25 protein-coding genes are annotated in these 24,423 nt (G+C 54.5%); 7 read left to right on the forward strand and 18 right to left on the reverse strand.

Features of this window, described 5'->3' with window-relative positions:
- Positions 1–43: 43 nt before the first annotated feature.
- The 5 genes from modC to RGW60_RS06765 all read right to left on the reverse strand — a co-directional run bounded on the left by modC (position 44) and on the right by RGW60_RS06765 (position 4,775).
- Complete coding sequence (modC, locus tag RGW60_RS06745; RefSeq protein ID WP_322203270.1) at positions 44–1,141, reverse strand: molybdenum ABC transporter ATP-binding protein; 1,098 nt, start codon at positions 1,139–1,141, stop codon at positions 44–46.
- Between the two features lie 3 nt (positions 1,142–1,144).
- Entirely contained in the window at positions 1,145–1,825 is a 681-nt protein-coding gene (gene modB, locus RGW60_RS06750) for a molybdate ABC transporter permease subunit (RefSeq protein WP_322203272.1), read from the reverse strand.
- The gene (modA, locus tag RGW60_RS06755; protein WP_322206861.1) at positions 1,825–2,547 is read right to left on the reverse strand and encodes a molybdate ABC transporter substrate-binding protein; all 723 of its coding nucleotides are present in this window, start codon (positions 2,545–2,547) and stop codon (positions 1,825–1,827) included. The genes modB and modA overlap by 1 nt, the downstream gene beginning before the upstream one ends.
- 193 nt (positions 2,548–2,740) lie before the next feature.
- Entirely contained in the window at positions 2,741–3,817 is a 1,077-nt protein-coding gene (locus RGW60_RS06760; protein ID WP_322203274.1) for a nitronate monooxygenase, read from the reverse strand.
- Between the two features lie 67 nt (positions 3,818–3,884).
- Positions 3,885–4,775, reverse strand: coding sequence for an alpha/beta hydrolase (locus tag RGW60_RS06765; RefSeq protein ID WP_322203276.1), 891 nt, complete (start codon positions 4,773–4,775; stop codon positions 3,885–3,887).
- 143 nt (positions 4,776–4,918) lie between these two features.
- On the opposite strand from RGW60_RS06765, the gene RGW60_RS06770 reads away from it, so the two are divergent.
- The 3 genes from RGW60_RS06770 to RGW60_RS06780 all read left to right on the forward strand — a co-directional run bounded on the left by RGW60_RS06770 (position 4,919) and on the right by RGW60_RS06780 (position 7,248).
- Positions 4,919–5,554: a TetR/AcrR family transcriptional regulator gene (locus RGW60_RS06770; RefSeq protein ID WP_322203278.1), complete on the forward strand. Its 636-nt coding sequence runs from the start codon at positions 4,919–4,921 to the stop codon at positions 5,552–5,554.
- Between the two features lie 44 nt (positions 5,555–5,598).
- On the forward strand, positions 5,599–6,582 hold the full coding sequence (locus RGW60_RS06775) for an MDR family oxidoreductase (RefSeq protein ID WP_322203280.1): 984 nt from the start codon (positions 5,599–5,601) through the stop codon (positions 6,580–6,582).
- A 72-nt stretch (positions 6,583–6,654) separates the two neighbouring features.
- On the forward strand, positions 6,655–7,248 hold the full coding sequence (locus RGW60_RS06780; protein WP_322203282.1) for a CGNR zinc finger domain-containing protein: 594 nt from the start codon (positions 6,655–6,657) through the stop codon (positions 7,246–7,248).
- Between the two features lie 18 nt (positions 7,249–7,266).
- Here the strand turns inward: RGW60_RS06780 and copD are convergent, their stop codons facing one another.
- The 3 genes from copD to RGW60_RS06795 all read right to left on the reverse strand — a co-directional run bounded on the left by copD (position 7,267) and on the right by RGW60_RS06795 (position 8,854).
- Positions 7,267–8,142: a copper homeostasis membrane protein CopD gene (copD, locus tag RGW60_RS06785; RefSeq protein ID WP_322203284.1), complete on the reverse strand. Its 876-nt coding sequence runs from the start codon at positions 8,140–8,142 to the stop codon at positions 7,267–7,269.
- A 4-nt stretch (positions 8,143–8,146) separates the two neighbouring features.
- Positions 8,147–8,524, reverse strand: coding sequence for a copper homeostasis periplasmic binding protein CopC (copC, locus tag RGW60_RS06790; protein ID WP_322203286.1), 378 nt, complete (start codon positions 8,522–8,524; stop codon positions 8,147–8,149).
- Between the two features lie 81 nt (positions 8,525–8,605).
- Entirely contained in the window at positions 8,606–8,854 is a 249-nt protein-coding gene (locus RGW60_RS06795; RefSeq protein ID WP_322203288.1) for a hypothetical protein, read from the reverse strand.
- Between the two features lie 307 nt (positions 8,855–9,161).
- On the opposite strand from RGW60_RS06795, the gene RGW60_RS06800 reads away from it, so the two are divergent.
- Positions 9,162–9,767 carry an NADPH-dependent F420 reductase gene (locus RGW60_RS06800; protein WP_322203290.1) on the forward strand — a complete coding sequence of 202 codons (606 nt, stop codon included), beginning with the start codon at positions 9,162–9,164 and terminating at the stop codon, positions 9,765–9,767.
- Between the two features lie 517 nt (positions 9,768–10,284).
- Positions 10,285–11,613: an OprD family porin gene (locus tag RGW60_RS06805; RefSeq protein ID WP_322203292.1), complete on the forward strand. Its 1,329-nt coding sequence runs from the start codon at positions 10,285–10,287 to the stop codon at positions 11,611–11,613.
- A gap of 67 nt (positions 11,614–11,680) precedes the next feature.
- Here the strand turns inward: RGW60_RS06805 and RGW60_RS06810 are convergent, their stop codons facing one another.
- The gene (locus tag RGW60_RS06810; protein ID WP_322203294.1) at positions 11,681–12,505 is read right to left on the reverse strand and encodes an AraC family transcriptional regulator; all 825 of its coding nucleotides are present in this window, start codon (positions 12,503–12,505) and stop codon (positions 11,681–11,683) included.
- A gap of 134 nt (positions 12,506–12,639) precedes the next feature.
- Here RGW60_RS06810 and RGW60_RS06815 point away from each other — a divergent pair, with 134 nt between their 5' ends.
- Complete coding sequence (locus RGW60_RS06815; protein ID WP_322203296.1) at positions 12,640–13,158, forward strand: peroxidase-related enzyme; 519 nt, start codon at positions 12,640–12,642, stop codon at positions 13,156–13,158.
- Between the two features lie 275 nt (positions 13,159–13,433).
- On the forward strand, positions 13,434–14,075 hold the full coding sequence (locus RGW60_RS06820) for a hypothetical protein (RefSeq protein ID WP_322203298.1): 642 nt from the start codon (positions 13,434–13,436) through the stop codon (positions 14,073–14,075).
- 245 nt (positions 14,076–14,320) lie between these two features.
- Here RGW60_RS06820 and RGW60_RS06825 read toward each other — a convergent pair whose 3' ends face one another.
- The 9 genes from RGW60_RS06825 to RGW60_RS06865 form a co-directional block, all read right to left on the reverse strand.
- Positions 14,321–14,827: a DUF1993 domain-containing protein gene (locus tag RGW60_RS06825; RefSeq protein WP_322203300.1), complete on the reverse strand. Its 507-nt coding sequence runs from the start codon at positions 14,825–14,827 to the stop codon at positions 14,321–14,323.
- A 70-nt stretch (positions 14,828–14,897) separates the two neighbouring features.
- Positions 14,898–15,842: a carbohydrate kinase gene (locus RGW60_RS06830; RefSeq protein ID WP_322203302.1), complete on the reverse strand. Its 945-nt coding sequence runs from the start codon at positions 15,840–15,842 to the stop codon at positions 14,898–14,900.
- 24 nt (positions 15,843–15,866) lie between these two features.
- Positions 15,867–17,348, reverse strand: coding sequence for a xylulokinase (gene xylB / locus RGW60_RS06835; protein WP_322203304.1), 1,482 nt, complete (start codon positions 17,346–17,348; stop codon positions 15,867–15,869).
- A gap of 8 nt (positions 17,349–17,356) precedes the next feature.
- A complete protein-coding gene (locus RGW60_RS06840; protein ID WP_322203306.1) occupies positions 17,357–18,838 on the reverse strand; it encodes a mannitol dehydrogenase family protein in 1,482 nt (493 codons plus the stop codon).
- A 19-nt stretch (positions 18,839–18,857) separates the two neighbouring features.
- Positions 18,858–19,961, reverse strand: a complete 1,104-nt coding sequence (locus RGW60_RS06845; RefSeq protein ID WP_322203308.1) for a sn-glycerol-3-phosphate ABC transporter ATP-binding protein UgpC — start codon at positions 19,959–19,961, stop codon at positions 18,858–18,860.
- A gap of 40 nt (positions 19,962–20,001) precedes the next feature.
- Positions 20,002–20,835 carry a carbohydrate ABC transporter permease gene (locus RGW60_RS06850; protein WP_322203310.1) on the reverse strand — a complete coding sequence of 278 codons (834 nt, stop codon included), beginning with the start codon at positions 20,833–20,835 and terminating at the stop codon, positions 20,002–20,004.
- A 10-nt stretch (positions 20,836–20,845) separates the two neighbouring features.
- The gene (locus tag RGW60_RS06855) at positions 20,846–21,778 is read right to left on the reverse strand and encodes a sugar ABC transporter permease (RefSeq protein ID WP_322203312.1); all 933 of its coding nucleotides are present in this window, start codon (positions 21,776–21,778) and stop codon (positions 20,846–20,848) included.
- A gap of 77 nt (positions 21,779–21,855) precedes the next feature.
- Positions 21,856–23,166, reverse strand: a complete 1,311-nt coding sequence (locus RGW60_RS06860; protein ID WP_322203314.1) for a sugar ABC transporter substrate-binding protein — start codon at positions 23,164–23,166, stop codon at positions 21,856–21,858.
- Positions 23,167–23,407: 241 nt separating this feature from the next.
- Positions 23,408–24,313, reverse strand: coding sequence for an AraC family transcriptional regulator (locus RGW60_RS06865; protein ID WP_322203317.1), 906 nt, complete (start codon positions 24,311–24,313; stop codon positions 23,408–23,410).
- Between the last annotated feature and the right edge of the window lie 110 nt (positions 24,314–24,423).

The following is a 24,423-nucleotide window of genomic DNA, read 5'->3' on the forward strand; positions in this document are numbered from 1 at the left end:
TGACCACTGAAGTACGCAGGGGTGCCTTTTGTGTTATCTCGGTTTATGCCAGCACGGCCACTGACTTGATTTGTGCCCACAATTGTCGGCCGGGATAGAGTTGCAGCCGGTCGCGGGAGTATCGAGTGATACGTGCTAGCAGCGGTACTCCCGCAGCATCGAGACGGATCAACACGTGGGCCGTGTTGTCGGCGGGGACTTCACCGGCCACGGTCACTGGCAAGCGGTTTAGGATGCTGCTCTGATCGTCGGGCTGCAGAGTCAGACTTACATCCCTGGCCTGTACGGTAAAACGTAAGCGTTTGCCCATGTCCATGGCCGCATGGGTTACGCGTACGGTTAAATCGCTGCCTGGCAGTCGCAGTGTCAGTAACTGGTACTTGAGGTCGTATGCGCTGACGATGCCCTCAATCACCACTCCGCCGCCCTCACTGGTTGCCATCGGCAAGTCGAGCCGAGCCAGGGTCTCACTGATAGGACCGCTGGCCAATGCTTTGCCATCACTCAACAGCACAATGTGGTCAGCCAGCCGTGCGACTTCATCTTGGGAATGACTGACGTACAGCATCGGAATATCCAGCTCCTCGTGCAGGCGTTCGAGATATGGCAGGATCTCGCTTTTGCGTTTGGCGTCTAGTGCCGCCAACGGTTCGTCCAGTAACAGCAAGCGCGGGCTGGTCAACAAGGCGCGTGCTATCCCGACGCGTTGACGCTCGCCGCCGGACAATTTGTCTGGGCGTCGATCAAGCAGGTGATCGATACCGAGCAACGCAGTGGCTTGCGTTAGCTGGACTTTGCGCTGATGACGTGCAATGCGCTGCAACCCGAACTCCAGGTTGCCGCGTACCGAAAGATGCGGGAAAAGGCTGGCTTCCTGAAAAACGTAGCCCAACGCACGTTTATGCGGGGCAAGGAAAATGTCGTTGTCGCTGTCTTGCCAGACTTCGCCGTTGACCTGGATGAGCCCTTGCTGAGCTTTTTCCAGCCCGGCAATACACCTCAGGCAAGTAGTTTTGCCCGAGCCGGAGTCGCCGTAGAGGGCTGTTACTCCGCGTCCGGGAAGCCTGAGGTCGACGTCCATGGCAAAACTTGGGTAGGCCAGTTGCAGCTGAACTTGAATCTGAGCGAGCGGCACCGTCATGGTTTAACTCCAGCCCGCTTTGGTTTTTCCGCTGGAATACAGCACCAACAGCACCAGAAAAGAAAACACCACCATGGCCCCGGCCAGCCAATGCGCTTGCAAGTATTCCATGGACTCAACGTGGTCATAGAGTTGCACCGATACCACGCGGGTCTTGCCGGGTATATTGCCGCCAATCATTAGTACCACGCCAAATTCGCCAACGGTGTGGGCAAAACCAAGGATTGCACCGGTAATGAAACCAGGCTTGGCCAGCGGTAGGACGACGCTGAAAAACGTGTCCCACGGATTTGCCCTCAGTGTGGCAGCAACCTCCAGTGGGCGGATACCAATTGCAGTAAAGGCATTCTGCAAGGGTTGCACGACGAAGGGCATTGAATAGAGAACCGAGCCGATGACCAAGCCAGTGAAGCTAAACGTCAGCGTCCCTAGCCCAATGCTTTGGGTAAAGTGACCGACAAAACCGTTTGGCCCCATGATTAGCAGCAGGTAAAAGCCGATCACAGTGGGCGGCAGCACCAGAGGCAGCGCAACCACCGCACCCACCGGGCCTTTAAGCCACGACCGAGTGTGTGCCAGCCATAACGCGATGGGCGTACCGATCAGCAGCAGAATGATGGTGGTCAATGACGCCAGTTTCAGCGTCAGCCAAATCGCTTCCAGGTCTTCGCCATCTAGTGGCATTAGAGCTCATAGCCGTAGGATTTGATGATCGCAGCGACCTTTGGCCCTCTCAAATACTCCATTAGCGCTTTAGCCGCGGGGTTTCCCTTGCCCTTGGACAAGATGACCGCGTCCTGTTTGATCGATGTATGCAGATTGGCTGGAACTAGCCATGCCGAGCCACTGATGATTTTGCCATCCTTATAAATTTGCGACAGCGCAACGAAGCCTAGTTCAGCGTTACCGGTGGAGACGAATTGATAGGCTTGGGTGATGTTTTGGCCGGTGACAATTTTATCTTTTGTCACGTCGGTCAGACCAAGGTGGGCCAAGACTTGAGTTGCCGCCAAGCCGTATGGCGCCGCTTTTGGGTCGGCGATAGACAGGTGCTGATAGTGGTTAGCCTTTAGTACGGCGCCTTTATCATCTACGTAACCTTCTTTGGCCGACCACAACGCCAATTTACCAACGGCGTAAGTGAAGCGCGAATCTGGAACAGTTTCACCTTCTTTTTCCAGCTTGGCAGGGGTGGTGTCATCGGCGGACAGGAACACATCAAACGGTGCACCGTTTTTGATCTGCGTATAGAACTGCCCGGTGGCGCCATACGCTGCAATCAGTTTATGCCCGGTGTCTATCTCAAACTCTTTAGCAATGGCTTGGATCGGCGCGGCGAAGTTGGCGGCGACGGCCACTTGTACGTCATCGGCGAATGCGGTGCTCATTCCAAGCGAAACCAACATGACAACAAAGGCGTTAAGAGTGATGAGTGATGGACCCATTTGCATGAAGACTTTCCATAAATGTGTGGAAGATATCGGGTTGGCCAGACCGCCGTAAGCAACCGTCATATAGCGAAATATATAGGGGCAAATGCGCACGTGGAAGCAATGGCCCCATATATGTCGGTGATCAATATTACCCGACGACGTTATTTCAATGGCTAAGGCATTTTTCCAGCGCTTGGACACCCAGTTGCCGTGTCAGCGCTTCAGCGGACATTTCGTGCTTCAGGCCTACCGCCTGACCAGCCCACAAGTTAAGGAAGTCACCGCTGCCGTTGGGCTCGGACAACGCGCGTAACGGAATCAGCGCGCCACCGGCCAGAGGAAACGCCGGCGTGATGGCGCTGATCGGGCCTTGCTCGCGCATTACCCGGTTAACGATGCCGCGTGCGGGCCTGCCGGTGAAGAGGTTGGTCAGCGCGGTGTCACTGCCTCTGGCGTTACGCAGTGCTTGGTAATGGGGTGCGCTGACCTTGGCTTCAGGACAAAACAAATAAGCCGTGCCCAGTTGTACCGCCGAAGCGCCCAGCGCGAACGCAGCAACGATGCCCCGGGCATCGCCAATTCCGCCTGCGGCAATTACTGGAACACGAACGGCATCTACCACTTGTGGCACTAACGCTAACGTGCCGATTTGGGAGGAAAGTTCATCACTTAGAAACAGGCCGCGATGGCCACCGGCTTCGTAACCCATGGCAATAATCGCGTCACAACCGTGATGCTCCAGCCAGATCGCTTCGTCAACCGTGGTGGCCGACGAAATGACCTTTGCACCTGTGGCTTTTACCCTATGTAACAGCGCGGGGGCAGGCAGGCCAAAATGAAAGCTGACCACCTCAGGCTTTAACTCTTCCACCAAGGTGCATGTTGCGTCATCGAACGGTGCGCGAGCAGACACCGGGGTCGGCGCCTCGAAATCAGCACCCAGTTCGATGTAATAGTCTTTGAGCGATTCTTTCCAACGCGCCTCGCGCGCCGGGTCCGCAGCAGGCGGTTGGTGGCAGAAAAAATTTAAATTCAACGGGCCGCGACTCTGGCTGCGAATCTGGGCTACCTCTTTACGAATCTGCTCCAGACTCAGCGCGGCGCAGGGCAAAGACCCGAGACCGCCCGCAGTCGCAACCCCAATTGCCATGGCTGAACCGCTGGAACCGGCCATGGGTGCTTGTAAAATCGGCAGTTCAATACCGAAAAGATCGAGTATGCGGCGGTCGGACCATGTACTCACGGTGGAATTCTCCTAGATAGAGCCAAACAGTTAGGTCACCGTTGAGCGGGCAAAGTAGCCTGGGATTTCAGCGAATAGCGTTTCCCAACACCTCAAAGATGCGTTGGGCAATGTAGTCCACATGCGTTTCCAGTGCAAAGTGACCGGTGTCGAGCATCTCGACCACGGCGTTGGCGTTATCGCGTTTATACGCTTGGGCGCCGGGGGGAATGAAAAACGGATCGTGTTTGCCCCAAATCACCAGCGTGGGCACTTGAGTCCGTTTAAAAAATGCCTGAAATACAGGGTATCGCGTGAGGTTGTTGGCGTAGTCGAGGAAAAGGTCTAACTGAATATCTTCATTACCCGGACGCTGCATCAGCAGCACATCAAGGGTGTACGACTCCGGCGCGATCAATTCCGGGTGAGTGACACCGTGCACGTATTGATAGCGTATCCCGTCGAGATTAAGCACCGCCTCGCGAATGATTTGTCGGTTGGTCGCGCTCGGATTTCGCCAGTAGTTACGAATCGGCTCCCACGCATCGCCCAGGCCTTCCAGGTAGGCGTTGCCATTCTGAGAAATCAGTGCGGTGACACGTTCAGGGTGTGCAACAGCCAGGCGCAGTCCGACCGGTGCGCCGTAATCGAACACATACAATGCGTAGCGGCTCAAGCCCAGCACTTGAACAAAGCCCTCGAGCGTTTTCGCCAGGTTGTCGAAGTTGTAATGGTAGTTCCGCTCAGCGGGCACTTGAGTGAAGCCGAAACCAGGCAGGTCCGGCGCTATCACGCGATAGCGAGTGGCCAGGTGCGGAATCAAGTCGCGGTACATATGCGACGAGCTCGGGAAACCGTGCAGGAGTAAAATCACCGGGGCGTCAGCTTCGCCCGCTTCGCGGTAGAAAATCTTTACGCCGTCGGCATCGACATGTTGATAGCGCACAGTGCTGGAGGAGTGGGCGGGATATGTGGCCATGGCAAGGGTTCTCAATAAGCGACTAGTGAAGGGGTCGATTATTCTTTCTTCGTTTTTGTAACCTGTCAAATACTATTATGGAGGTTACATTTTCTATTTGTCAGCCGATTGACATTAAAATCTATCGGTCTAATATTCAGCGCATGACAATACTCAGCGCTAAACCCCGTCGTCCAGGCCGTCCACCCAAGGTTGATAGAGACAACCTGGAAACCCGCGACGCATTAATTCGTTGCGGTACTGAGGTGCTGACCGAGCAAGGCTTCACGGCGACCGGCATTGACAGCATCCTCAAGCTGATCGGCGTGCCAAAGGGTTCGTTCTACCATTACTTCGATAGCAAAGAAGCTTTTGGCCGAGCGGTGCTGGACAATTACGCGGCGTTTTTCGCCCGCAAGCTGGATCGCTGGCTGCTGGACGAATCACTTTCACCGTTGGAGCGTCTGGCAGGTTTTGCCCAAGACGCTAACCTTGGGATGGCCCGTTATGACTACCGGCGCGGGTGTATGGTCGGCAATATGGGTCAAGAAGTCTGCGTGCTGCCGGAAGGGTTTCGGGCCGCGCTTGAAAGCATATTTCTCGATTGGCAAGCGCGGCTGACGTTATGTTTAAAGGCGGCTCAATCGGCGGGGGAGTTGTCGGTCAATGCCGACTGTGCAGAGTTGGCTGCGTTCTTTTGGATCGGCTGGGAGGGCGCAGTGCTGCGGGCACGACTGGTTCAAAGTGGCACTCCATTGAATACGTTCATTGCTGGCTTCCTGCGGGGTTTGCCACAGTGATTTTCGATCTATTTCTAGACGATCGGTCTATATCGGAGGCATGCATGTTTAAGGGCATTTTGATTGAGAAAGACGAGTCGGGTTATCGCGCAGGCTTGAGCGATATTAGCGAAGACCGGCTTCCACCCGGCGACGTCACGCTGCGGGTGTCTTACAGCACGCTGAACTACAAAGACGGTTTGGCGATTACCGGTAGTGGCCCTGTGGTGCGTAAGTTTCCGATGATTCCGGGCGTTGATTTGGTCGGAACGGTAGAGCACAGCAGTGACGCCGAATTCAAAGTCGGAGACGAGGTATTACTGAACGGTTGGGGGGTGGGCGAATCCCATTGGGGTGGCCTGGCTGAAAAAGCCCGGGTTGAGGGCAAATGGCTGATTCCACTGCCCAAGGGGTTTACAGCAGCACAGGCCATGGCTATCGGAACGGCCGGATACACCGCAATGCTAGCGGTGATTGCCCTGGAAGAGCACGGTCTACGTCCGGATAAGGGCGACGTGCTGGTAACCGGAGCCAACGGCGGCGTCGGCAGCTTCGCGGTGGCTATTTTGGCGAAGCTTGGTTATCGAGTCGTGGCGTCCACTGGTCGCGTGGCTGAAAGTGCTTATCTAGAGCAACTGGGTGCCGCCGAAATCATTGATCGTGGCACCTTGTCTGAGCCGGGTAAACCGTTAGCCAAAGAGCGTTGGGCGGCTGCCATTGACTCCGTCGGCAGCCATACATTGGCGAACGTGTGCGCCGGCATCAAATATCGAGGAACCGTGGCGGCCTGCGGCCTGGCACAGGGCATGGAATTTCCGGGAACGGTGATGCCGTTTATTCTGCGCGGCGTGACGTTGGCGGGCATCGACAGCGTCAATCGGCCACGGGCTGACCGGATCGTCGCCTGGGAACGTCTAGCCAAAGACTTCGATGTGTCGTTGCTTCCGCTGATCAGTCACGAGATTGCGCTCAGTGACGTGGTGGAGGTTTCGGCTCAGTTGATTGCCGGGAAAGTGCGCGGCCGAGTGGTAGTGGACGTCAACCGCTAAGCGCTCGATAGTTGGTAACTGTTCATGTCGTTTTATAGGGGTTACGATGGCCGTCTAATTCAAGGAGGCACCATGGCTATCGTCACCCCTGATGTGCTATCGAATGAACCGGTTCTCGTGGCCGATGATCCGATTCTGGATATGCTCAACACCCGAGCCAGCATTAATGGAATCTTGGTTGATTTCTGGCACCACGACGCCGATGTGGCGCGCTGGCTGGAGCGCGCTGGCTGGTTTGACGCCGAGGAAGTTCCAATATTTACCGGAGGCACCTTACTGACGGCTGCCCTTGAGCTGCGCGAGATTATTCGTGTGGGAATTGAGCAACGTAAAACAGGGGTTCAGAGCAATTTAACGGCGTTAAATGCCTACTTGCGCAAAGCGCTGAGCCATCCCCAGCTTATCTGGGTAGCTCCGGACACGCTGCGTCTTGAACGGGTCCGCGAACAGCAAACCGCTGAACAGTTTCTTGCACCGTTGGCTGAAGCTGGCGCCCAATTGCTGGTGGACGGTGACTTTGCGCTGATTCGCACCTGCGAACATGCGGACTGCGTGTTGTGGTTCTATGACCGAACCAAGTCGCACAAACGCCGTTGGTGCAGCATGGCGCAGTGCGGCAATCGCCACAAAGTGGCTGAGTTTCGCAAGCGCAAACTCCACGTCTGAATCGTTTTCGCCGTATTGTCAGATCGCCAGCATGGGGGGCAACGTACCCAGCAACGAGACAGCCGCCACGGCCAGCACACCGAATAAGCACTCTAGCGCAACGCTCGTGCGTAGAACGTTGAATCGATGAGCGTGATGATTGAGTAACACGCGATTGAACAGCGCCAGCAACAGCATGCACAGCACCAGACAAACCTTGATCAGCAATATCAACCCAAATCCGGACAAGGCGGGTTCAGGCCATAACGCGCCGCTCATCACCCGGACGTTAATCAGGCCGGTTGTGACAATCAGCCCCACCAGGCTATAGCCGATGCCGCTGAACCGTAGTAATAGTGGTACAGCGTTGGCCGGCGCTTGGGTTGCCATCAGTAATGACAGCAACAACAATCCGCCCAACCACGCACCTACGCCGCTTAAGTGAACTAGTTGATTGAACATCATCAACCCGCCGAGCAAGCCATCGAACATCGCGCCATGACCCACCGGCGCGAGTGTTGCCAGCAGCAGTGTCGTCAGAATCATGCGCAGAGTAGGGCAGGGACGTCGATCTGAAACCACGTTGGTTAACAGCGCGACGTTCAGCAGCAGATGAGCGCACCAGACCTTGCCAAAAAAGGTTTGATCCACGACAAGTGACAGGGTGTTTAGATCTAACCCGTCTTGCCAACTGCCTGCCATGCTCGCGGCGGTAAACATCAGCACCAACACGCCGCTGACAAGGGCCAAAAGGATCAATGCGCGTGATATCCACGTCAGACTGACGTCCAGCGTTGCAGTGTCCGCGCGCTCCAGCCGTGCGCGAAATAACCAGGTTCGGAACAGGTCGCTACCAAACAGAAACAGCACCGCAGCAAAGTGTACGAATCGACATAGGATAAGCGCATTTTGCATGAAATTAAGGGCTTACTTTGAATGCGTATGAGCCATCGCTTTTATGGGTATCAACTGAAACAGCGTGCCATTCGACATGGTACTGGCCAGCAACGAGCGGCGTGGCAGGAGTTACAACCAGGGTTTTCTTATCGCCTACTGCAGTAGCAATACTTTTCACGCTAACGGTTTTACCGGTGTTGGTTGTGAGAACGACTTTGGTGAATTTTTCCTCAATGCCTTCAGAAAAGTTTAGGCGCAGTTCTGTAGGAGGGGTCACGGTGCTGTCGGCTGCGGGCGTCTGGCTTTGCAAGTGAGCATGGGCGATCACCAATGTGGAGGTAGCGAACGATACGAGCAGGACGAGCGAGCTTATGACTTTTTTACAACGCTGGGCAGACATTCAATTACCTCAATAGGGTGGCGGTTCAGGGTGCAGTCTTTAAACGACGTGCGGCCGCATCAACTTCGTTTCGATTGCGTTTTACAATAGGTAAGCATAATACGTTTCGTTAACGTAGCGATTTAGGCTGCTTTGCTGAATTGTGCAGGACTTGGTTTTGGGGTTGTAGACCTTGCCCTTAGGGCAATTAAGTTTTATTGAATTATCCGATTCATTGGCCCCGTCGCCCGAGGCCTGAACCTGTGCGCTTAAAAGGGTAGCGGCCAAGCAGCCCGCGAGGAGCCAAACGGAAGGACGACGAACAGGCTTTGCGGTGAGGTCGATGTTCATGAGCTGCTCCGATTAATAAAAGTTTTCAAATATTTTATAGGCGTGAGTGTATTGGCCATGTCTGCGTACCTGATTCAACGTGTAAAGACCCTCGCTGCAAAGGTATTCCTGCACTCTGTGAGGTAATGTGAAGTAAACACCTAAGAAGGCAGGTTTACTCAGCCGCCTTACATTTATTTTTTAAACCTTGGTTCATCGGGTCGCTCCCTCGGCTTACTCATTCGCCCGTCCAGAAGCACGGCTATAATTTTTTGAGCTTGGATCAGTAGGTCATGCCCATTTCTTCGTATAGCAATGAGGGGGAACCATGAATATTGGAATTATCGGTGCGGCGGCTGTCGGCGAAACCCTGGCGGCAGAATGCATACGCGCTGGCCATGAGCTGTTGATCAGTAGTCGTAGGGGACCAGCCAGCTTGACGTCGCTGATTCATAGGTTAGGCCACAAAGCTAAAGCGGGCACCCTAGAGCAGGCTGCCGCGTGCGAACTGGTGATATTGGCGATTCCGTGGATAAGCGTGGCGCAAGCATTGCCTGCTTTACCCAAGTGGGAAGGGCGCATCCTGATCGATGCGACCAATACTTTCCTCAATTATTTGCCCGATTACAAAGTAGCCGACTTGGGTGAGGACAGTGGCAGTGAAATAGTTGCCCGACTTGCACCGGACGCTAGAGTGATCAAGGCGTTCAACACCTTGCCCATCGCAGGTTTCTTTAATCTTGCGCCTGACGGCTTCAAACGCGTGGCGTTTCTAGCTGGAGACGATGCCGGCGCCAAAGCAGCGGTTACCGATTTGATCAAGTCCATAGGTCTGGCGCCCATAGATCTGGGCCCCTTGGCCACTGGCGGACGGTTGATGCAGCTGGGTGGAGTGTTCAACGGGGCAGAGCTACTGAAGGCTAACGAACGCTGAGGGAAACAATTCTTTTTGGGTCAACCGAGACCGGTTTTAGCCTAGGTGACGGCGTTTCACCTTAACGATTATCCCTTCATAAAAAAAGCCACCGCACAGAGGTGAGGTGGCTAAAAATTTGTAACCAAAGGAATGATGAAGTGGAGCAGCCAAATCGGTGCTTCCTGATGCGGAGTCAGGACGCGGTCGAGGCGTGGTCGGTCATCGAAGCGAACTCTAACATCGTCATGAATATAGAACTATTACGTTAGTCGATAATGACTATCATGAAAATAGACATAAACGTTGGGAACTTCGATGTTAAAAGTTGTACGGCATGGGGAGCAACCCTGCGCTTTGACGATAAGAAAAGGGTTGAATGGCCCGTAGTTCACCGTGATTTCATTACACGGTCTTTATGTTTCAACCATCTGCCAACACTTTACTATCGTTATATTATGCGCCTGAATACTGGGGAGGATTCCCGTTTCCAGGTGTTTGATGGCGATGGCGTATCAGGATTAGGGGATCGTCAAAAATGATGTCTGTTAAGTGGAATCTGGTGACCCTTGCGGTCTCTATTGGCATCAGCCAGTTAGCAACGGCTGCTGTCGTTAGCGATCAAGCCGACGCGAAAGGGTTTGTTGAAGACAGTAGTCTTAACGTCCACCTTAAAAACTATTATTTCAATCGCGATTCAAAAAACGGCAGCGCCGACCGTAAGGATTGGACGCAAGGTGTTCTGACGAACTACAGCTCAGGTTTTACCCAAGGCACTGTCGGATTTGGTGTAGAAGCTTTCGGCAACTGGGCTTTTAAGCTTGATGGCGGCGCGGGCACTACGGGGACAGGTAACTTGCCGGTGCAAAGTAACGGTGAACCGGTAGATGAATACAGTCGAGCGGGTGGTGCGCTGAAAATGCGGATATCTAAAACCGAACTGCTTTGGGGCAATCTGCAGCCAATTGCGCCGGTATTTGCTGCTGGCGGATCGCGGCTTTTCCCACAAACGGGTACCGGTTTCAATTTGTTGAGCAGCGAGATTAAAGGCCTTGAATTGGATGCTGGACATTTTACCGGCGGTAACGGTCCGGTCACGACCAATAGCGAGCACGACTTGTTTGCCTCCTACGCTAATGTTACTGCTAATAGCATTAGCTATGCGGGCGGTAAATACGCGGTGTCCGATGCTCTTTCGCTTAGTGTTTATGGGTCAAAGCTCGAAGATGTATGGCGTCAATACTATGCCAACGCTAACTACACGTTGCCAATCTCTGAACTGCAATCGTTAAACTTAGATTTCAATATTTACCGCACCAACGACGACGGTTCCGCGAAGGCAGGCGCCATTAGTAACACTGCGTACTCCCTGGCGGCCGCTTATACTTTCCTGACGGCACACACGGTCACCTTCGCCTATCAGAAAGTTCACGGCGATACTCCGTTCGACTACGTGGCGTTTGGCAAAAATGGTCCGGGTGATATTTCAGACTCGATAAACTTGGCTAACTCTATTCAGTACTCGGACTTCAACGGTCCTGGAGAGAAGTCGCTGCAAGCGCGTTATGATCTGAATTTGGCAAGTCTTGGTATTCCTGGTCTGGCTTTCATGGTTCGTTATATTCACGGTGATAATATCGACGGGACTCGTATGGCAGCCAATAGTCCTTATCGTGCCTACGGTTATGGCGAAAACGGTAAACACCACGAAACCAACCTTGAAGCTAAATACACAGTGCAAAGCGGACCGGTCAAGGACTTATCCTTGCGTATGCGTCAAGCGTGGCATCGTGGCAATGCCGATCAAGCCGAAGGCAATGTCAACGAGTTTCGTTTAATCGCGGATTACCCTATCTCGATTTTCTGATGCACCGGTTTTAGCTCGCAGCCAAAAGAACTCCGACGACGCCCCAGGCGATGTCGGACTTTTTTATTTATGACATCTGACTTCGCAGCCAGTCGCGCGGACTGGTTCCGGTCTTGCGTCGAAAGGCGCGGGCGAGGGCAGAAGGACTTTCATAGCCCACTTCATCGGCAATAAGTGCAATGGGTTTGCCGTCTCGTAAGCGTTTTTGCGCCAGACTGATGCGCCAGCTCATTAAATAATCCGCGGGCGGTTGCCCTAGCACCGTATGGAAATGCGCAGCGAAACTCGCCCGAGACATGTTGGCTGCAGTGGCGAGTTCCGCCACCGTCCAAGCTTGTTGAGGATTGGCATGCATCTGATTCAACGCGCGCGACAAACGCGGGTCAGCAAGTCCCGCCATCATTCCGCTTTCCATCCCATGTGTTGTAAGCAAATACCGTAACAGCTGAATAACCAAAAGCTCGAACAAGCGGTCCATCGTAGCGTCACGCCCGCAGTCGTCGCCGCAGGCTTCGCGAAACAGCCACTCCAGCGTAATCCCAAGCATTGCCACGTCTGCCAGCGGTAACAGCAAATAGTCAGGCAGTGCGGACGATAGTGGGTTGTTCACTCCGCCGTTAAAGCTCAGCGATGCACAGACCAGCTGTGCACCATCCGCCTCGGTGGAGCTGAGCCTGTGCTGGTAAGGCCGAGGAAAAAAAATCAGAGTGGGTTCAGTAATCAAATGCTCGCGGCTGTCGCTTAAGCGGAGTTTGACTTGCCCCGCTTTTAGCAAATGGATATGGCCGCGTGGCTCTTGGTCGTCGAAAGCCGCTATCCCGCAAAAGTCACCGCTGTGGAACGTTCCGGCACTTACACCAAAGTGCGTCAAGAGGGCAGATAAACGATCCATAGTGACTTCCGTGGTAACTATTTTTTAGACGATATGTCGCATAATGGCGACGATTTGAATCCGACGGTACAGGAATTATCCATAGCATAGCCTTCATCGGCCCGCACAGTGTCCGAACTTTCTGGAGAACCACCATGTCACGCATCCCTGCTCTCAGCCTCGAACACGCACCTGCGGCATCGCTGCCCCTTTTGGAAGGGGTGAAAAAAAGTTTCGGCATCGTGCCAAACGTTTTCAAAACCTTGGCTCATTCGCCTGCTGCGCTGGGGGCCTATTTGCAATTTTCCTATGCCTTCGGCAAAAACTCGCTAAGCGGAGTCGAGCGTGAATCAATCGCACTGGCCACTTCCCAAGTCAATGGCTGCGAATATTGCCTGGCCGCGCATACTTTATTTGGTGGCAAGGCGGGGTTGTCAGCCGAAGCGATCCGCAGCGCCCGTGATGGTGTTCTCAGCCCTTACACAGTGTTTGCCCGTGAAGTGGTGACCACCAAAGGACGCGTGAGCGATGAGTCCCTCGCTGCTGTCCGTGCTGCGGGCCTGACCGACGCTAAAATCATCGAAGTTGTCACTCAGGTCGCGCTGTTAACTCTGACTAACTACCTTAACAATGTGGCGGCCACCGAAGTCGATTTTCCGGCAGTGGAGTTCTAACAGGGCCTCAACTAAGTTGTAAGCGTGGACTCGCTCGCGATGGATCGCGCAGCGGTCCCCCATAATCTGACTTGATTCCAACCGAAGATCGAGTCGCGGCGCGGCAACCGTTTGCCGACGGCGGCCATCTGCTGCCCTTATTGAGTAAGCGTCTAAACACGACTGGCTGCTGATTGGGTAAAGCGCCTCAGTATCAGAGCGGTTGCCTATTTGGCACGTGCTTTGCTGCGACACTGAAGGTGTGTTTTTAAACTGTACTTATTGGAGTAACTGAAATGAGTTTTATCAGTGGCCTCGGTAGGACGGACTATTCAATTCCGGTAGTACGCTCCTCCACTCAGTCGCCCGAAGCCGATTTTCTCAGTCTAAGCGACTCGACAGTTCAACCGATTGCTTTAGGTAGCAGTAGCAGCGCGTCGGCTCAGTCAAGCGCGTCGAGTCAGCAAGAACAAAACCGTCAAGAAGCGTTTGCAAAAATGATGGTTACCTTGCAGAACTCGATAGGCCAAGTGAATACGACAAACAGCAGCGGCAGCAGCAACGATCTTGCACAGGTTTCCACAGCGGGCGGTGTGACCGGCACCACGGGTACGAAAAGCGCGGCTGATGACTTCAAGGACTACATGGCGATGACGCCTGCGCAGAAAATGCGTTACGGCGCGTTGAAAAGCATGGGGCTGACTGAGGCTGACCTTAAGGCCTTGTCCCCTGATGCAGCGGCGAAAGTAGAAACAAAACTCGCCGGCATCATCAAGAAACAAACGGAAATGCAGGTTGCTGCTGCCTCAGGCAGTGGTGCCTTAGGCTCTGCCACTAGCGCAAGCATCGGCGATAAAGGCAATTCATTTCTGAATAGCGCGTTGGTGAAATTGACCCAGGCAGCGAATGAAACCACTACCAAACTGAGTATCGCTTAAGCCGTAAACTGAAGCTCCGGCATTTGCGCGGGCTATTCGTTTGCTTCGGTGAACCGAGCGCAGTTGACTAAGGTGCGCAGTCGGAGCCTAAGCGGCCAGGCTGTACCTTATCGCCCAACCCTCCAGACGGCGGTGAGCCGGTATAGCTAGTTACCAAATCAGGGCCGGGCAGCCCGTTACGCTATCTGGATATCGCCCGGCTATCGCCTGATTGGGTTACGTTTCATATTACCGTCATCACCGCACTAAATCCCGCCAAGGAAATCCATCTTGCCGATAGGCACGCCTTTATGGCGCAGAATGCCGAAGGCGGTGGTTAGGTGGAAGTAGAAGTTCGCCAGGGCAAAGTTCAATAGGTAATCCTGCTGGCTAAAGGTTATTTCTTGGCTTGGGGTTTTCAGCGTTACGGTATTACCTTCGTTGGCTTCGTATTGCTCGGGCGTTACGCTGCGGATAAATGCTTGAGTGTTGGTGATGCGCTCACGTAACTGCTCAAGAGTGGTTTCGGTATCTGGAAAGCTTGGTGGGGTCACACCGGCCAGGCGGGCAGAGCAGAGTTTAGAGGCGTCGCTCGCAGATTGGATTTGGCCCGTCAGGGTATACATGTCCGGTGCAAGACGCGATTCCAATAGTTCGTCGATAGGCATGCCATTGGCTGCAGCGTGTTCAACGGCTTTATCCAGCCATTTGGATAAGTTATCTAGCCCGCGCAGGAATACCGGCACAGACAGTTGGTAGTAAGACAGGCTCATGTTGATTCCTCAAACAATCGATCAGCGAGTGGATGGTGCTTCAGGTTTGATTTTTTTTCGAGCACTCGGCTTATATCCCCGTCAGCTGATCCCGATACGGCAAGTCTGGTCCTAGCTTTGTGCAGGTCAATGCTGCTGCTGCCACTGCAAACTGCATCATCTCGGTGATCTGTTGGCGGGTCAGTGTCTCTAGGCCCAATGGGCTGTCCAGCTGATGCTCGGTGAGGTAGGTGATCAACGCCGCCTGGAAAGTATCGCCTGCACCGACGGTATCGGCGGTGACGACTTTGCGAGCCGCAATCGACCAGGTTCCATGTTGGCGGGTGAACACGCTGACGCCTTGGGCGCCACGGGTCAAGAATACCAACTGGCAGCGTTGGCTGAGCCAGCCTTCGGCAACGGTCTGTGGGTCCAGGTCCGGGTACAGCAAAGATAGGTCTTCGTCGCTGACTTTTATCAGGTGCGCGTGCTCAGCGAAGGCGTTGATCTGCTCACGCCAACGTTGAATGTCTGGCTCGGGGTTAAGACGAACATTTGGGTCCAGGCTGATCAACCGTTGCGTGCTCTCACGCCTGACCAACGCCAGCAACGTATCGGCAACTGGGCGTACCACCAATGAAAAAGAGCCAACGTGAATCCCCCGCACGTGCGCGCCTAGTACTGGCAAATGCTCAAGCTCCAACTGACGGTCGGCGCAGCCTTCACCGCGAAAACTGTAGTGCGGCGAGCCGTCAGCACCCACGGCGACCATTGCCAGTGTGGTCGGGGCATCGAAATCAATCAGGTAATCGGGGCGCACGCCTTCTTCGTCAAGTACCGTTCGCAGACGTCGGCCCAAATAATCATTTGAAACGCCGGCAAACAACGCCGTAGTGATACCAAGTCGGCTAAGCCCGACTGAAACATTGAATGGTGAGCCGCCAGCAACGGCTTGAAATCCGATTCTACTGCTGTGCCCGCCGCTGTCCGGTTGGCTGAAAAAATCGAACAGTGCTTCGCCACACACTAAAAACATAAACGCTCCAAAACATAAATGACTTCAAAGTTCCTGTAAGCACGCCCGGTAACGGTCATAAACCTGCTGATAAGCCGCGACATTTGCCGCCAGTGGTTGAGTTTCGCTGCTTGCATCAAGGCTGACGCAACGACGACACAAAGAGTCTAGCCCGAGATTTTGCCCTTGCTCTTCGTACCAGCACCACGCGGCCTGAATCGCCGCGCCTAACGCTGCCGCTTCGCTGTGCTGGGTACCGATGACGGGGGTGTCCATGATGTCAGCGACAATCTGCCGCCAAATGGCGCTTTTAGCGCCGCCGCCGATCAGCCGGATCGCCTGGCTTTTGATGCCGCTGGCCCGCAACAAGTCCAAGCCGTAGCGCAAGCCAAAGGTCGTGCCCTCGACCACGGCTCGGCACAGATTCGCCTGGTTCAGGTTGGTACTGTCGAGACCCAAAATACTACCGGTGGCATTGGGCAGGGCAGGGACGCGTTCGCCGTTGAGAAACGGCAGCATCAACACGCCGTGCGCACCGATGGGCGCCTCGGCAATGGCTCGATTGAATTGCTCGATGTCCAGCGCAAACAATTCGCGGACAGCGCTGGTGGCGTTGGTCAGGTTCATGGTGCAAATCAATGGCAGCCAACCGCCGGAAGACGAACAGAACGTTGCCACCGACGCTTGATCGCTGACCTGCGCTTCGTCTGCGTACGCGTAAACCGTGCCTGACGAACCCAGGCTCATGGTGATTGAGCCCGGTTCGATATTGCCAGTGCCGATGGCGCCCATCATGTTGTCGCCGCCGCCACTGGAAACAATCGCCTCAGGGTTGAGCCCCAACCGTTGAGCAATTTCGGGAAGAATCGTGCCCACGCATTGCTGGGCGTCGAGCAACTGCGGCAAGGCCCGGTGTAACCGACCGCTGGGGTCGATGTGTTCCAGAATGGCCGAGTCCCAATGGCGGGTGCGGACGTTGAAATAGCCGGTGCCAGAGGCATCACCAAACTCGCTGCAGCAGCGGCCGGTGAGCCAATAATTCAAATAATCGTGAGGCAAAAGAATCTTATCGATGCGTTCGAACACATCCGGGTGCTGCTCCTTGGTCCACAGCAGCTTGGACACGGTGTAACCCGGCGCGATGGCAACACCCAAGCGCGCCAATGAACCCGCCTCACCGCCGAGGTACTCCAAGAGCCGATCATTTTCCGGTGTGGTTTCGGTGTCGCACCACAGCTTGGCCGGGCGTAACACGTCGCCCTGTTGATCGAGCAACACCAATCCGTGTTGTTGACCTGAGACGCCAATGGCCTGAATCAGCGAACCGCTGATGCCCGCTTGCGCCAGCGCTTGGCGGGTCGCTTGCTCGAAAGCGGTCAGCCACTGCGAGACCTCTTGCTCGCGCCGGCCATTGGCTGCGCTGATCAAGGTGTGCGGCGCGGAGCCTTGGCCGAGCACCTTACCGCTCTTGGCCTCGAGCACAATCGCTTTGGTGCCTTGGGTACCGCAGTCAATACCGAGAAACATGGTTCACCTCAGACGCTTTTGGCCAACAGATTTTCCAGGGTTTTCTTCACGCCCAGCTCGCGCAGACTGTTGAAATTGTGCTCGAATGACGCAATGAACTCAGCCGATTGCGCAATGGCTGCGCCAAAAATCTCCTCCACTGCAAGCAGCCGCTGGGTAACCAACACATCATCGGCTACCAGCGCCTGACAGAACTCGGCGCGCGGGTCGGGAATCTGGAACGTCACGCCGTTCTCGTCTTTGCCCTTCAGGTACACCGCCCAGGCTGCGACCACCAGCGATGCACGGTCCAGGTTGCCCTTATCGAGAATCAGCCGATTGATGGTGGGCACCGTAAACTTGGGAAACTTTGAAGAACCGTCCGAGCACACCCGCTCCAGTTGGTCGGCGATGGCCTGGTTGGAGAAGCGCTGAATCAGCGTGTCTTTGTAGGTTTCCAGATCAATGCCGGGCACCGAGGCCAATTGCGGCGTCACGTCCAGGTCCATGTAGGTGCGGATGTAGCGCACGAACAGTGGATCGTTCATGGTTTCGTGGACGAAGCGGTAGCCCTGCAAAAAGCCCAAATACGTTAATGCCAAATGGCTGCCATTAAGTAACTTGATTTTCATATCTTCGTAAGGCGTTACATCGTCAGTGAACTGCACACCGACTTTTTCCCAGGCCGGACGTCCGTTGACGAACTTGTCTTCCAACACCCATTGCACGAAAGGTTCACAGACCACCGGCCAGGCATCGTCGATACCTTTTTCGTCATGCAACTGCAAGCGGTGAGCGGTGCTGGTCATGGGGGTGATGCGATCAACCATGGCGTTCGGAAAGCTGACGTTGGAGGCGATCCAGTCGTGCAGATCGGCGTCGCGCAAGGTGGCGAACGCCAGCAACGCTTTGCGGGCCACGGCACCGTTATGCGGCAGGTTATCGCAAGACATCAGGGTAAATGCTGGCGTGCCGTTCAGGCGGCGCTTGGCCAAGGCTGCGCACAGCAAACCAAACACAGTGGTAGGTGCTGCCGGGTGCGCGAGGTCGTGCTGAATCTGTGGCAGGTGCGCCATGAATTCGCCGTTGCTGTCGTCGATGCAATAGCCGCCTTCGGTGATGGTCAGCGAAACAATGCGAATCTGCGGGCTGGCGAGCTTGTCGATCAGCGCCTGGATACCGTCGACAGCCAGCAGCATGCCGCTGATGGAGCCTATGATGCGAGTCTCGGTGTCGTCGGTGTCACCCAGTTCGTACAGCGTGTACAGATAGTCCTGACCTTGTAACGCATCGCGCACGCCGAGATCTTCCGGTCGTAAGCCGATGCCGCAGATGCTCCAGTCATGGCCTTCGCCGGTGTTCATCAGTGCATCGGTGTAAAACGCCTGATGTGCACGGTGGAAACCACCGACGCCAATGTGTGCGATGCCTTGACGGATTTCACTCGGCGCGTAGGCTGGGCGGGCAACATGCGGATCCAATTGCGACAGGTTTTGCTTGTTGAGCTTCATGTTCAGAACTCTCGAATGCTTAAGCGGCGACCTGTAAGGCGTGGGTGATGACCAAACCTTGGGCGTCGAACAAATGGCAGTGGGCGCTATCCAGATGCAAGTTCAGCGTTTCGCCGTACTTACTGGCAAGATCGCCGCGGATGCGCATGGTCAAGGCTTCGCCGGACGCGGTACGCACGTGGCAAAACGTGTCGCTGCCCAGTCGCTCGCTGACATCAGCGATCACTTGTATCTGACAGTCGCCGACGTTGGCGATGTTCAAGTGTTCTGGACGAATGCCCAAGGTTACCGAACTGCCAACCGTCAGGCTGGTGCCGCTCAACGGCAGGCTGACAATGGCACCGGCATCAAGGGACACATCACAGCCCGTGCTGTCGCTGCGGGTGATCTTGCCTTTGAGGAAGCCCATTTTTGGCGTGCCGAGAAAGCCGGCGACAAACAGATTGGCCGGGTGGTGATAGAGCTCCAAGGGCGTACCGACCTGTTCGACTTTACCGCCATTTAGGACCACCACTTTGTCGGCCAGGGTCATGGCTTCGACCTGGTCGTGGGTCACATAGATCATGGTTGCTTTCAGTTCTTTGTGCAGCCGCGACAGTTCTAGCCGGGTCTGTACTCGCAGGGCGGCGTCGAGGTTGGATAACGGTTCGTCGAACAGGAAGACTTTTGGATTACGCACGATGGCACGCCCGATGGCGACCCGCTGGCGCTGGCCGCCGGACAGCTGTTTCGGTTTGCGCTCCAGCAGCGGTTCCAGTTGCAAAATACGCGCGGCTTCGGCGACTTTGCGGTCGACCTCGGCTTTATCACCGCCTGCCAGGTCGAGGGCGAAGGACATGTTTTTACGCACCGTCATGTGGGGGTACAGCGCATAGGTTTGAAACACCATGGCCAGGTCACGCTTGGCCGGGGACACTTCGGTAATGTCACGTCCATCAAGCTCGATGGTGCCGCCACTGACGTCTTCAAGCCCGGCGATACACCGCAGCAGGGTTGATTTGCCACAGCCCGAGGGTCCTACAAAGACCACGAACTCACGGTCGCGAACGTCCAGGTCAATACCTTTGAGAATCTCGTGGCCGTCGAAGCCTTTTTGTAAATTTCTAATGCTCAGGTTAGCCATATGGCCTCCGTTCTGCTCTCGTTAAAGAGGCTGAAACTATCTATTTGACGGCGCCGAAAGACAGGCCGCGAACCAGTTGTTTTTGGCTGATCCAGCCGAAGATCAAGATTGGCGCACAGGCTAGGGTCGAGACCGCAGAAAGCTTGGCCCAGAACAGCCCTTCAGGGCTGGAGTAGGAGGCGATCAGGGCCGTCAACGGCGCCGCGTTTGATGAGGTCAGGTTCAATGACCAGAACGCTTCGTTCCAACATAGAATCAATGACAGCAGCGCCGTGGACGCCAGTCCGCCTTTGCAGATAGGAACGAGAACGCGGAATATTTCTTGGGCGGTGGTAGCACCATCCAAGCGCGCAGCCTCAAGAATATCCGGCGGAATATCCTTGAAATAGGTGTAAATCATCCAAACCACAATCGGCAGGTTGATCAGGGTGTAGATGGCGATCAGCGCAAAGCGTGTGTCCAGCAGGCCGAAGGTCTTGGCCAGTAAGTAGATCGGCATCAGCACACCCACGGGCGGCAGCATTTTGGTCGAGAGCATCCACAGCAGCGTGCCTTTAGTGCGCTTGGTCTCAAAAAAAGCCATGGAATAAGCCGCTGGAACAGCAACCAGCAAACAAATGAGGGTGGCGCTGAAAGAAATGACGATCGAATTCCAGGCGAAGTGGAAGTAATCACTGCGTTCCTGGATATGGATGTAGTTTTCCAGCGTCGGGGTGAAGAAGAACTGCGGCGGCGTGGCGAAAGCATCAATCTCGGTTTTGAAACTGGTCAATACCATCCAAAAAATCGGGAAAAAGATCAGTGCTGCAATCGCCCAGGACAGGGCGCCCAGCAGCACGCTTTGCAGGCGGCGGGATTGTTTGAGCGTCATCATGGCAGGGCCCTCATGACTTGTCGGTGAGGTTTTTACCGATCATCCGAATCAGGATAATCGCGGCAATGTTGGCGATGACTACGGCAATCAAGCCGCCGGCCGAAGCCATACCGACGTCGAACTGCAGCAGAGCCTGGTTGTAGATCAGATAGGCAAGGTTAGTCGACGCATAGCCCGGCCCGCCGTTGGTGGTGGTGAAGATTTCGGCAAATACCGAGAGCAGGAAGATCGTCTCGATCATGATTACAACGGCAATCGGTCGCGCCAGATGCGGCAACGTCAGGTGCCAAAAGATCGCGATAGGACCGGCGCCATCCAAGCGCGCAGCTTCTTTCTGCTCCTGATCCAGCGATTGCATCGCGGTCATCAGGATCAAAATGGCGAACGGCAGCCATTGCCAAGACACAATGATGATGATCGACAGCAGCGGGAAGTGAGCCAGCCAGTCCACCGGCTGCGCGCCCAAGACCCTCCAGAGCGCTGCGAGAATTCCCGACACGGGGTGGAAAATCAGATTTTTCCAGATCAGGGCGCTGACCGTCGGCATGATGAAAAACGGCGAAATCAACATCACACGTACGATGCCGCGACCGAAAAATTCGCTGGCCTCCAATAAAGCGGAAATCAATACGCCGAGAACGACACTGATCGCCAGCACGCTGCCCACCAGCAACAAGGTGTTGGTGGCGCCAGGGATAAACCCGCTGTCGGTAATGAAATACGTAAAGTTTTCCAGCCCGACAAATTCATGGTCGCCAGGCGACAATAAGTTGTACCGAATTGTGGAGAAATAAACGGTCATGCCCAATGGCACGATCATCCACACCAACAACATCAACACAGAGGGGCTGACCAGATACCAGCCCGGTTTAGTCAGACGGCGTTTTGCTTTGGGGGGCGGGCTGGATGTATCCAGACGAGGATTGATGGCAGAAGTATTCATGGTGACTCCGAAACTCGGTGCAGCCTGGACAAGGTGCCGAGCAGCGCAACGCTGCTCGGCACTGGCAACATTTGTGACTATTTCTTCGGATAGCCCGCGCGCTTCATGTCTCGCTCGGTAGTGGTCTGTGCCGAAGCCAGAGCAGCATCCACCGTGCTGGAGCCGACTAACGCTGCCGAGAACTGTTGCCCAACGGAGGTACCGATCGCCTGAAACTCTGGGATGGTCACCAACTGAATGCCAACGTAAGGCACCGGCTTAAGCGTCGGTGTTTTTGGTGTGACCGCTTTCAGCGATTCCAGGGTTATTTTGGCGAAGGGTGCCGCTGCCATGTACGCATCGCTATAGGTCGATGCACGAGTGCCAGGTGGAACGTTGGCGACGCCGTCAGTCTTGGCCACTAACGCTGCGTATTCCTTGGAGGTTGCCCACTCGCTGAAGGCTTTGGCGTCCGTCTGGTTTTTTGCGCTGGTCGGGATCGCCAGTGCCCAGGAGTACAACCACGCCGATCCTTTGTCGGTGACCTCGTGCGGTGCGTAGGTGAAACCTACATTGTCAGCGACTTTGCTTTGGGTCTTGTCGGTCACGAACGAACCGGCAACGGTGGCATCAACCCAAATAGCGCACTTGCCGCTGTTGAACAGCGCCAGGTTTTCGTTGAAACCGTTGCTGGAAGCGCCTGGAGGGCCCGAATCCTTCATGGTTTTAACATAGAAATTCAGCGCATTTTTCCACTCAGGTTGGTCGAACTGCGGTTTCCATTGCTCGTCGAACCAGCGTGCGCCATACGAGTTGGCAATGGTGCTGATCAGCGCCATGTTTTCGCCCCAGCCTGCTTTACCTCTCAAACATATGCCGTACTGCTCTTTGGTTTTATCCGTAAGCTTGGCTGCGAACCCGGCAATTTGAGTCCAGGTTGGGCGCTCAGGCATGGTCAAACCTGCAGCCTTGAACAAATCGGTGCGGTAATAAGTCATCGAGCTTTCAGCGTAAAACGGCAGGGCAAAAAGTTTGCCATCGACCGACAGACCATCACGTACTGATGGGAACACATCATCCAGCGCGTAACTGGCTGGCAAGTCTTTCATTTCTTCGAGCCAACCTTTTTGGCCCCAGAGTGAGGCTTCGTACATGCCGATAGTCAGCACGTCGAATTGTCCGCCCTTGGTAGCGATGTCAGTTGTAAGTCGCTGGCGTAGAACGTTTTCTTCCAGCACAACCCAATTTAATTTAATGTCTGGGTGTTCTTGCTCGAAGGTTTTCGAGAGGCGCTGCATACGAATCATGTCACTGTTGTTGACCGTAGCGATGGTCACAGTGCCAGCAGAAGCGATGCCGCTGAGTGCCAGGCAGGTGCTTGCAAGTAATAGCTTTGCGGGGGTTTTCATCGATTAATCCTCATCCGCGCCCAGTAGGCTACAGAGGGTCAGTTATTGTTTTTGTAGCCTCCAGAGGTAAGGAAGGCTGTCTACTAATTACAACGGTCTCGGCGTGCAATGACAAATCCTGCGCAGCACTCAAACTAATACTATTTTGCACTGAGTGTGTAACTGTAAAAGCACCGAAGTCCCGTCGCTGCATAGCATAGAGCGGTTTTGAAATTTTTGACGAGAGATGAAGAGGGGTGATTCAGTATCGGTTTTGTTCCGTTAGGCGTTGCACGGCTAATCGACGATAGTGCGAGGGAGTCATGCCTTTGAGCTGCTGGAAGCGGCGATTGAAGTTCGAAATATTATTAAATCCAGACTCGAAACAGACGTCGGTCACGGGCTTGTCGCCTACTGCCAGCAGCTCGCAGGATTTGCTGATACGCAACCGGTTTACGAATTCCACAAAGCAACGGCCTGTGGCTTGCTTGAACACTCGTGAAAAATACGTTGGTTTCATACCTAGGTATTCGGCCACTTCTTCAAGTGGTAACTCGCGTGCGTAATGGGCAAATATATAGTCGACGGCCCGGTTAGTTCGGTCGACGCTGTGTTCATCTGGCAATTGTGGCGATTTGGTGCCCGACAGCAATTGAATATCATCGCTGGCCGCCAGCAACTCCAATAAAATGAAAAAATGCCCCAAGCGGCTGATACCTTTGCTGTCGGCAATTTTTTGCATCAGCTTCATGGCCAGACGGATGGTTCGCTTACAGCGGAATTCGATCCCATACTGGGCCCGCTCCAGCAGAGGAGCCAGGGTTTTGAGTTCGGCAAATACCAGGTTGCCGCTTTCAAATAATTCATCGGTAAAATTCACCAGCATGTCGCGCTTGGGTACGACTTCGTCCTCGTCGACCTGGCTGATCCAGTTATGCGGCAGGTTAGGACCTGTCAAAAACAAGCTTTCAGGGTAGAAATTGCCTATGTAATCGCCCACAAAAACTTTCCCTGAGCTGGCGACGATCAGATGCAGCTCATATTCCTTGTGAAAATGCCAACGCACCAGCGGGCATGGGAAACCATGTTCGCGATAGATGATCGACAGGCCGTTATGGTCGTCCATGAGCTCATAGGATGGGTCGGTAATTCTTGTTGTTCTTATCATGTGTAGTTCGTCGCAGTGATGTATCCGTCAGGCAAGTATTACTTCAGCCCGTCCCTCGCGCCAGGAATGCGGTGCGACTTTGACGACAATTTGTACGTCTTGACCCAAAC

This window comes from Pseudomonas sp. AB6, assembly GCF_034314105.1.
In the GTDB taxonomy this organism is placed as follows: domain Bacteria; phylum Pseudomonadota; class Gammaproteobacteria; order Pseudomonadales; family Pseudomonadaceae; genus Aquipseudomonas.

Excerpts from the sequence above, each read along its gene's own strand:
- RGW60_RS06820 (WP_322203298.1), top strand. The coding sequence starts at position 13,434 with ATGAGTTTTATCAGTGGCCTCGGTAGGACGGACTATTCAATTCCGGTA.
- RGW60_RS06855 (WP_322203312.1), bottom strand. The coding sequence starts at position 21,778 with ATGAATACTTCTGCCATCAATCCTCGTCTGGATACATCCAGCCCGCCC.
- RGW60_RS06850 (WP_322203310.1), bottom strand. The coding sequence starts at position 20,835 with ATGATGACGCTCAAACAATCCCGCCGCCTGCAAAGCGTGCTGCTGGGC.
- RGW60_RS06830 (WP_322203302.1), bottom strand. The coding sequence starts at position 15,842 with ATGTTTTTAGTGTGTGGCGAAGCACTGTTCGATTTTTTCAGCCAACCG.
- RGW60_RS06810 (WP_322203294.1), bottom strand. The coding sequence starts at position 12,505 with ATGGATCGTTTATCTGCCCTCTTGACGCACTTTGGTGTAAGTGCCGGA.
- modC (WP_322203270.1), bottom strand. The coding sequence starts at position 1,141 with ATGACGGTGCCGCTCGCTCAGATTCAAGTTCAGCTGCAACTGGCCTAC.
- RGW60_RS06845 (WP_322203308.1), bottom strand. The coding sequence starts at position 19,961 with ATGGCTAACCTGAGCATTAGAAATTTACAAAAAGGCTTCGACGGCCAC.
- RGW60_RS06770 (WP_322203278.1), top strand. The coding sequence starts at position 4,919 with ATGACAATACTCAGCGCTAAACCCCGTCGTCCAGGCCGTCCACCCAAG.
- RGW60_RS06800 (WP_322203290.1), top strand. The coding sequence starts at position 9,162 with ATGAATATTGGAATTATCGGTGCGGCGGCTGTCGGCGAAACCCTGGCG.
- RGW60_RS06825 (WP_322203300.1), bottom strand. The coding sequence starts at position 14,827 with ATGAGCCTGTCTTACTACCAACTGTCTGTGCCGGTATTCCTGCGCGGG.
- RGW60_RS06780 (WP_322203282.1), top strand. The coding sequence starts at position 6,655 with ATGGCTATCGTCACCCCTGATGTGCTATCGAATGAACCGGTTCTCGTG.
- xylB (WP_322203304.1), bottom strand. The coding sequence starts at position 17,348 with ATGTTTCTCGGTATTGACTGCGGTACCCAAGGCACCAAAGCGATTGTG.
- RGW60_RS06865 (WP_322203317.1), bottom strand. The coding sequence starts at position 24,313 with ATGATAAGAACAACAAGAATTACCGACCCATCCTATGAGCTCATGGAC.
- RGW60_RS06775 (WP_322203280.1), top strand. The coding sequence starts at position 5,599 with ATGTTTAAGGGCATTTTGATTGAGAAAGACGAGTCGGGTTATCGCGCA.
- modB (WP_322203272.1), bottom strand. The coding sequence starts at position 1,825 with ATGCCACTAGATGGCGAAGACCTGGAAGCGATTTGGCTGACGCTGAAA.
- RGW60_RS06840 (WP_322203306.1), bottom strand. The coding sequence starts at position 18,838 with ATGAAGCTCAACAAGCAAAACCTGTCGCAATTGGATCCGCATGTTGCC.
- RGW60_RS06860 (WP_322203314.1), bottom strand. The coding sequence starts at position 23,166 with ATGAAAACCCCCGCAAAGCTATTACTTGCAAGCACCTGCCTGGCACTC.
- copC (WP_322203286.1), bottom strand. The coding sequence starts at position 8,524 with ATGTCTGCCCAGCGTTGTAAAAAAGTCATAAGCTCGCTCGTCCTGCTC.
- modA (WP_322206861.1), bottom strand. The coding sequence starts at position 2,547 with ATGTTGGTTTCGCTTGGAATGAGCACCGCATTCGCCGATGACGTACAA.
- copD (WP_322203284.1), bottom strand. The coding sequence starts at position 8,142 with ATGCAAAATGCGCTTATCCTATGTCGATTCGTACACTTTGCTGCGGTG.
- RGW60_RS06765 (WP_322203276.1), bottom strand. The coding sequence starts at position 4,775 with ATGGCCACATATCCCGCCCACTCCTCCAGCACTGTGCGCTATCAACAT.
- RGW60_RS06795 (WP_322203288.1), bottom strand. The coding sequence starts at position 8,854 with ATGAACATCGACCTCACCGCAAAGCCTGTTCGTCGTCCTTCCGTTTGG.
- RGW60_RS06815 (WP_322203296.1), top strand. The coding sequence starts at position 12,640 with ATGTCACGCATCCCTGCTCTCAGCCTCGAACACGCACCTGCGGCATCG.
- RGW60_RS06805 (WP_322203292.1), top strand. The coding sequence starts at position 10,285 with ATGATGTCTGTTAAGTGGAATCTGGTGACCCTTGCGGTCTCTATTGGC.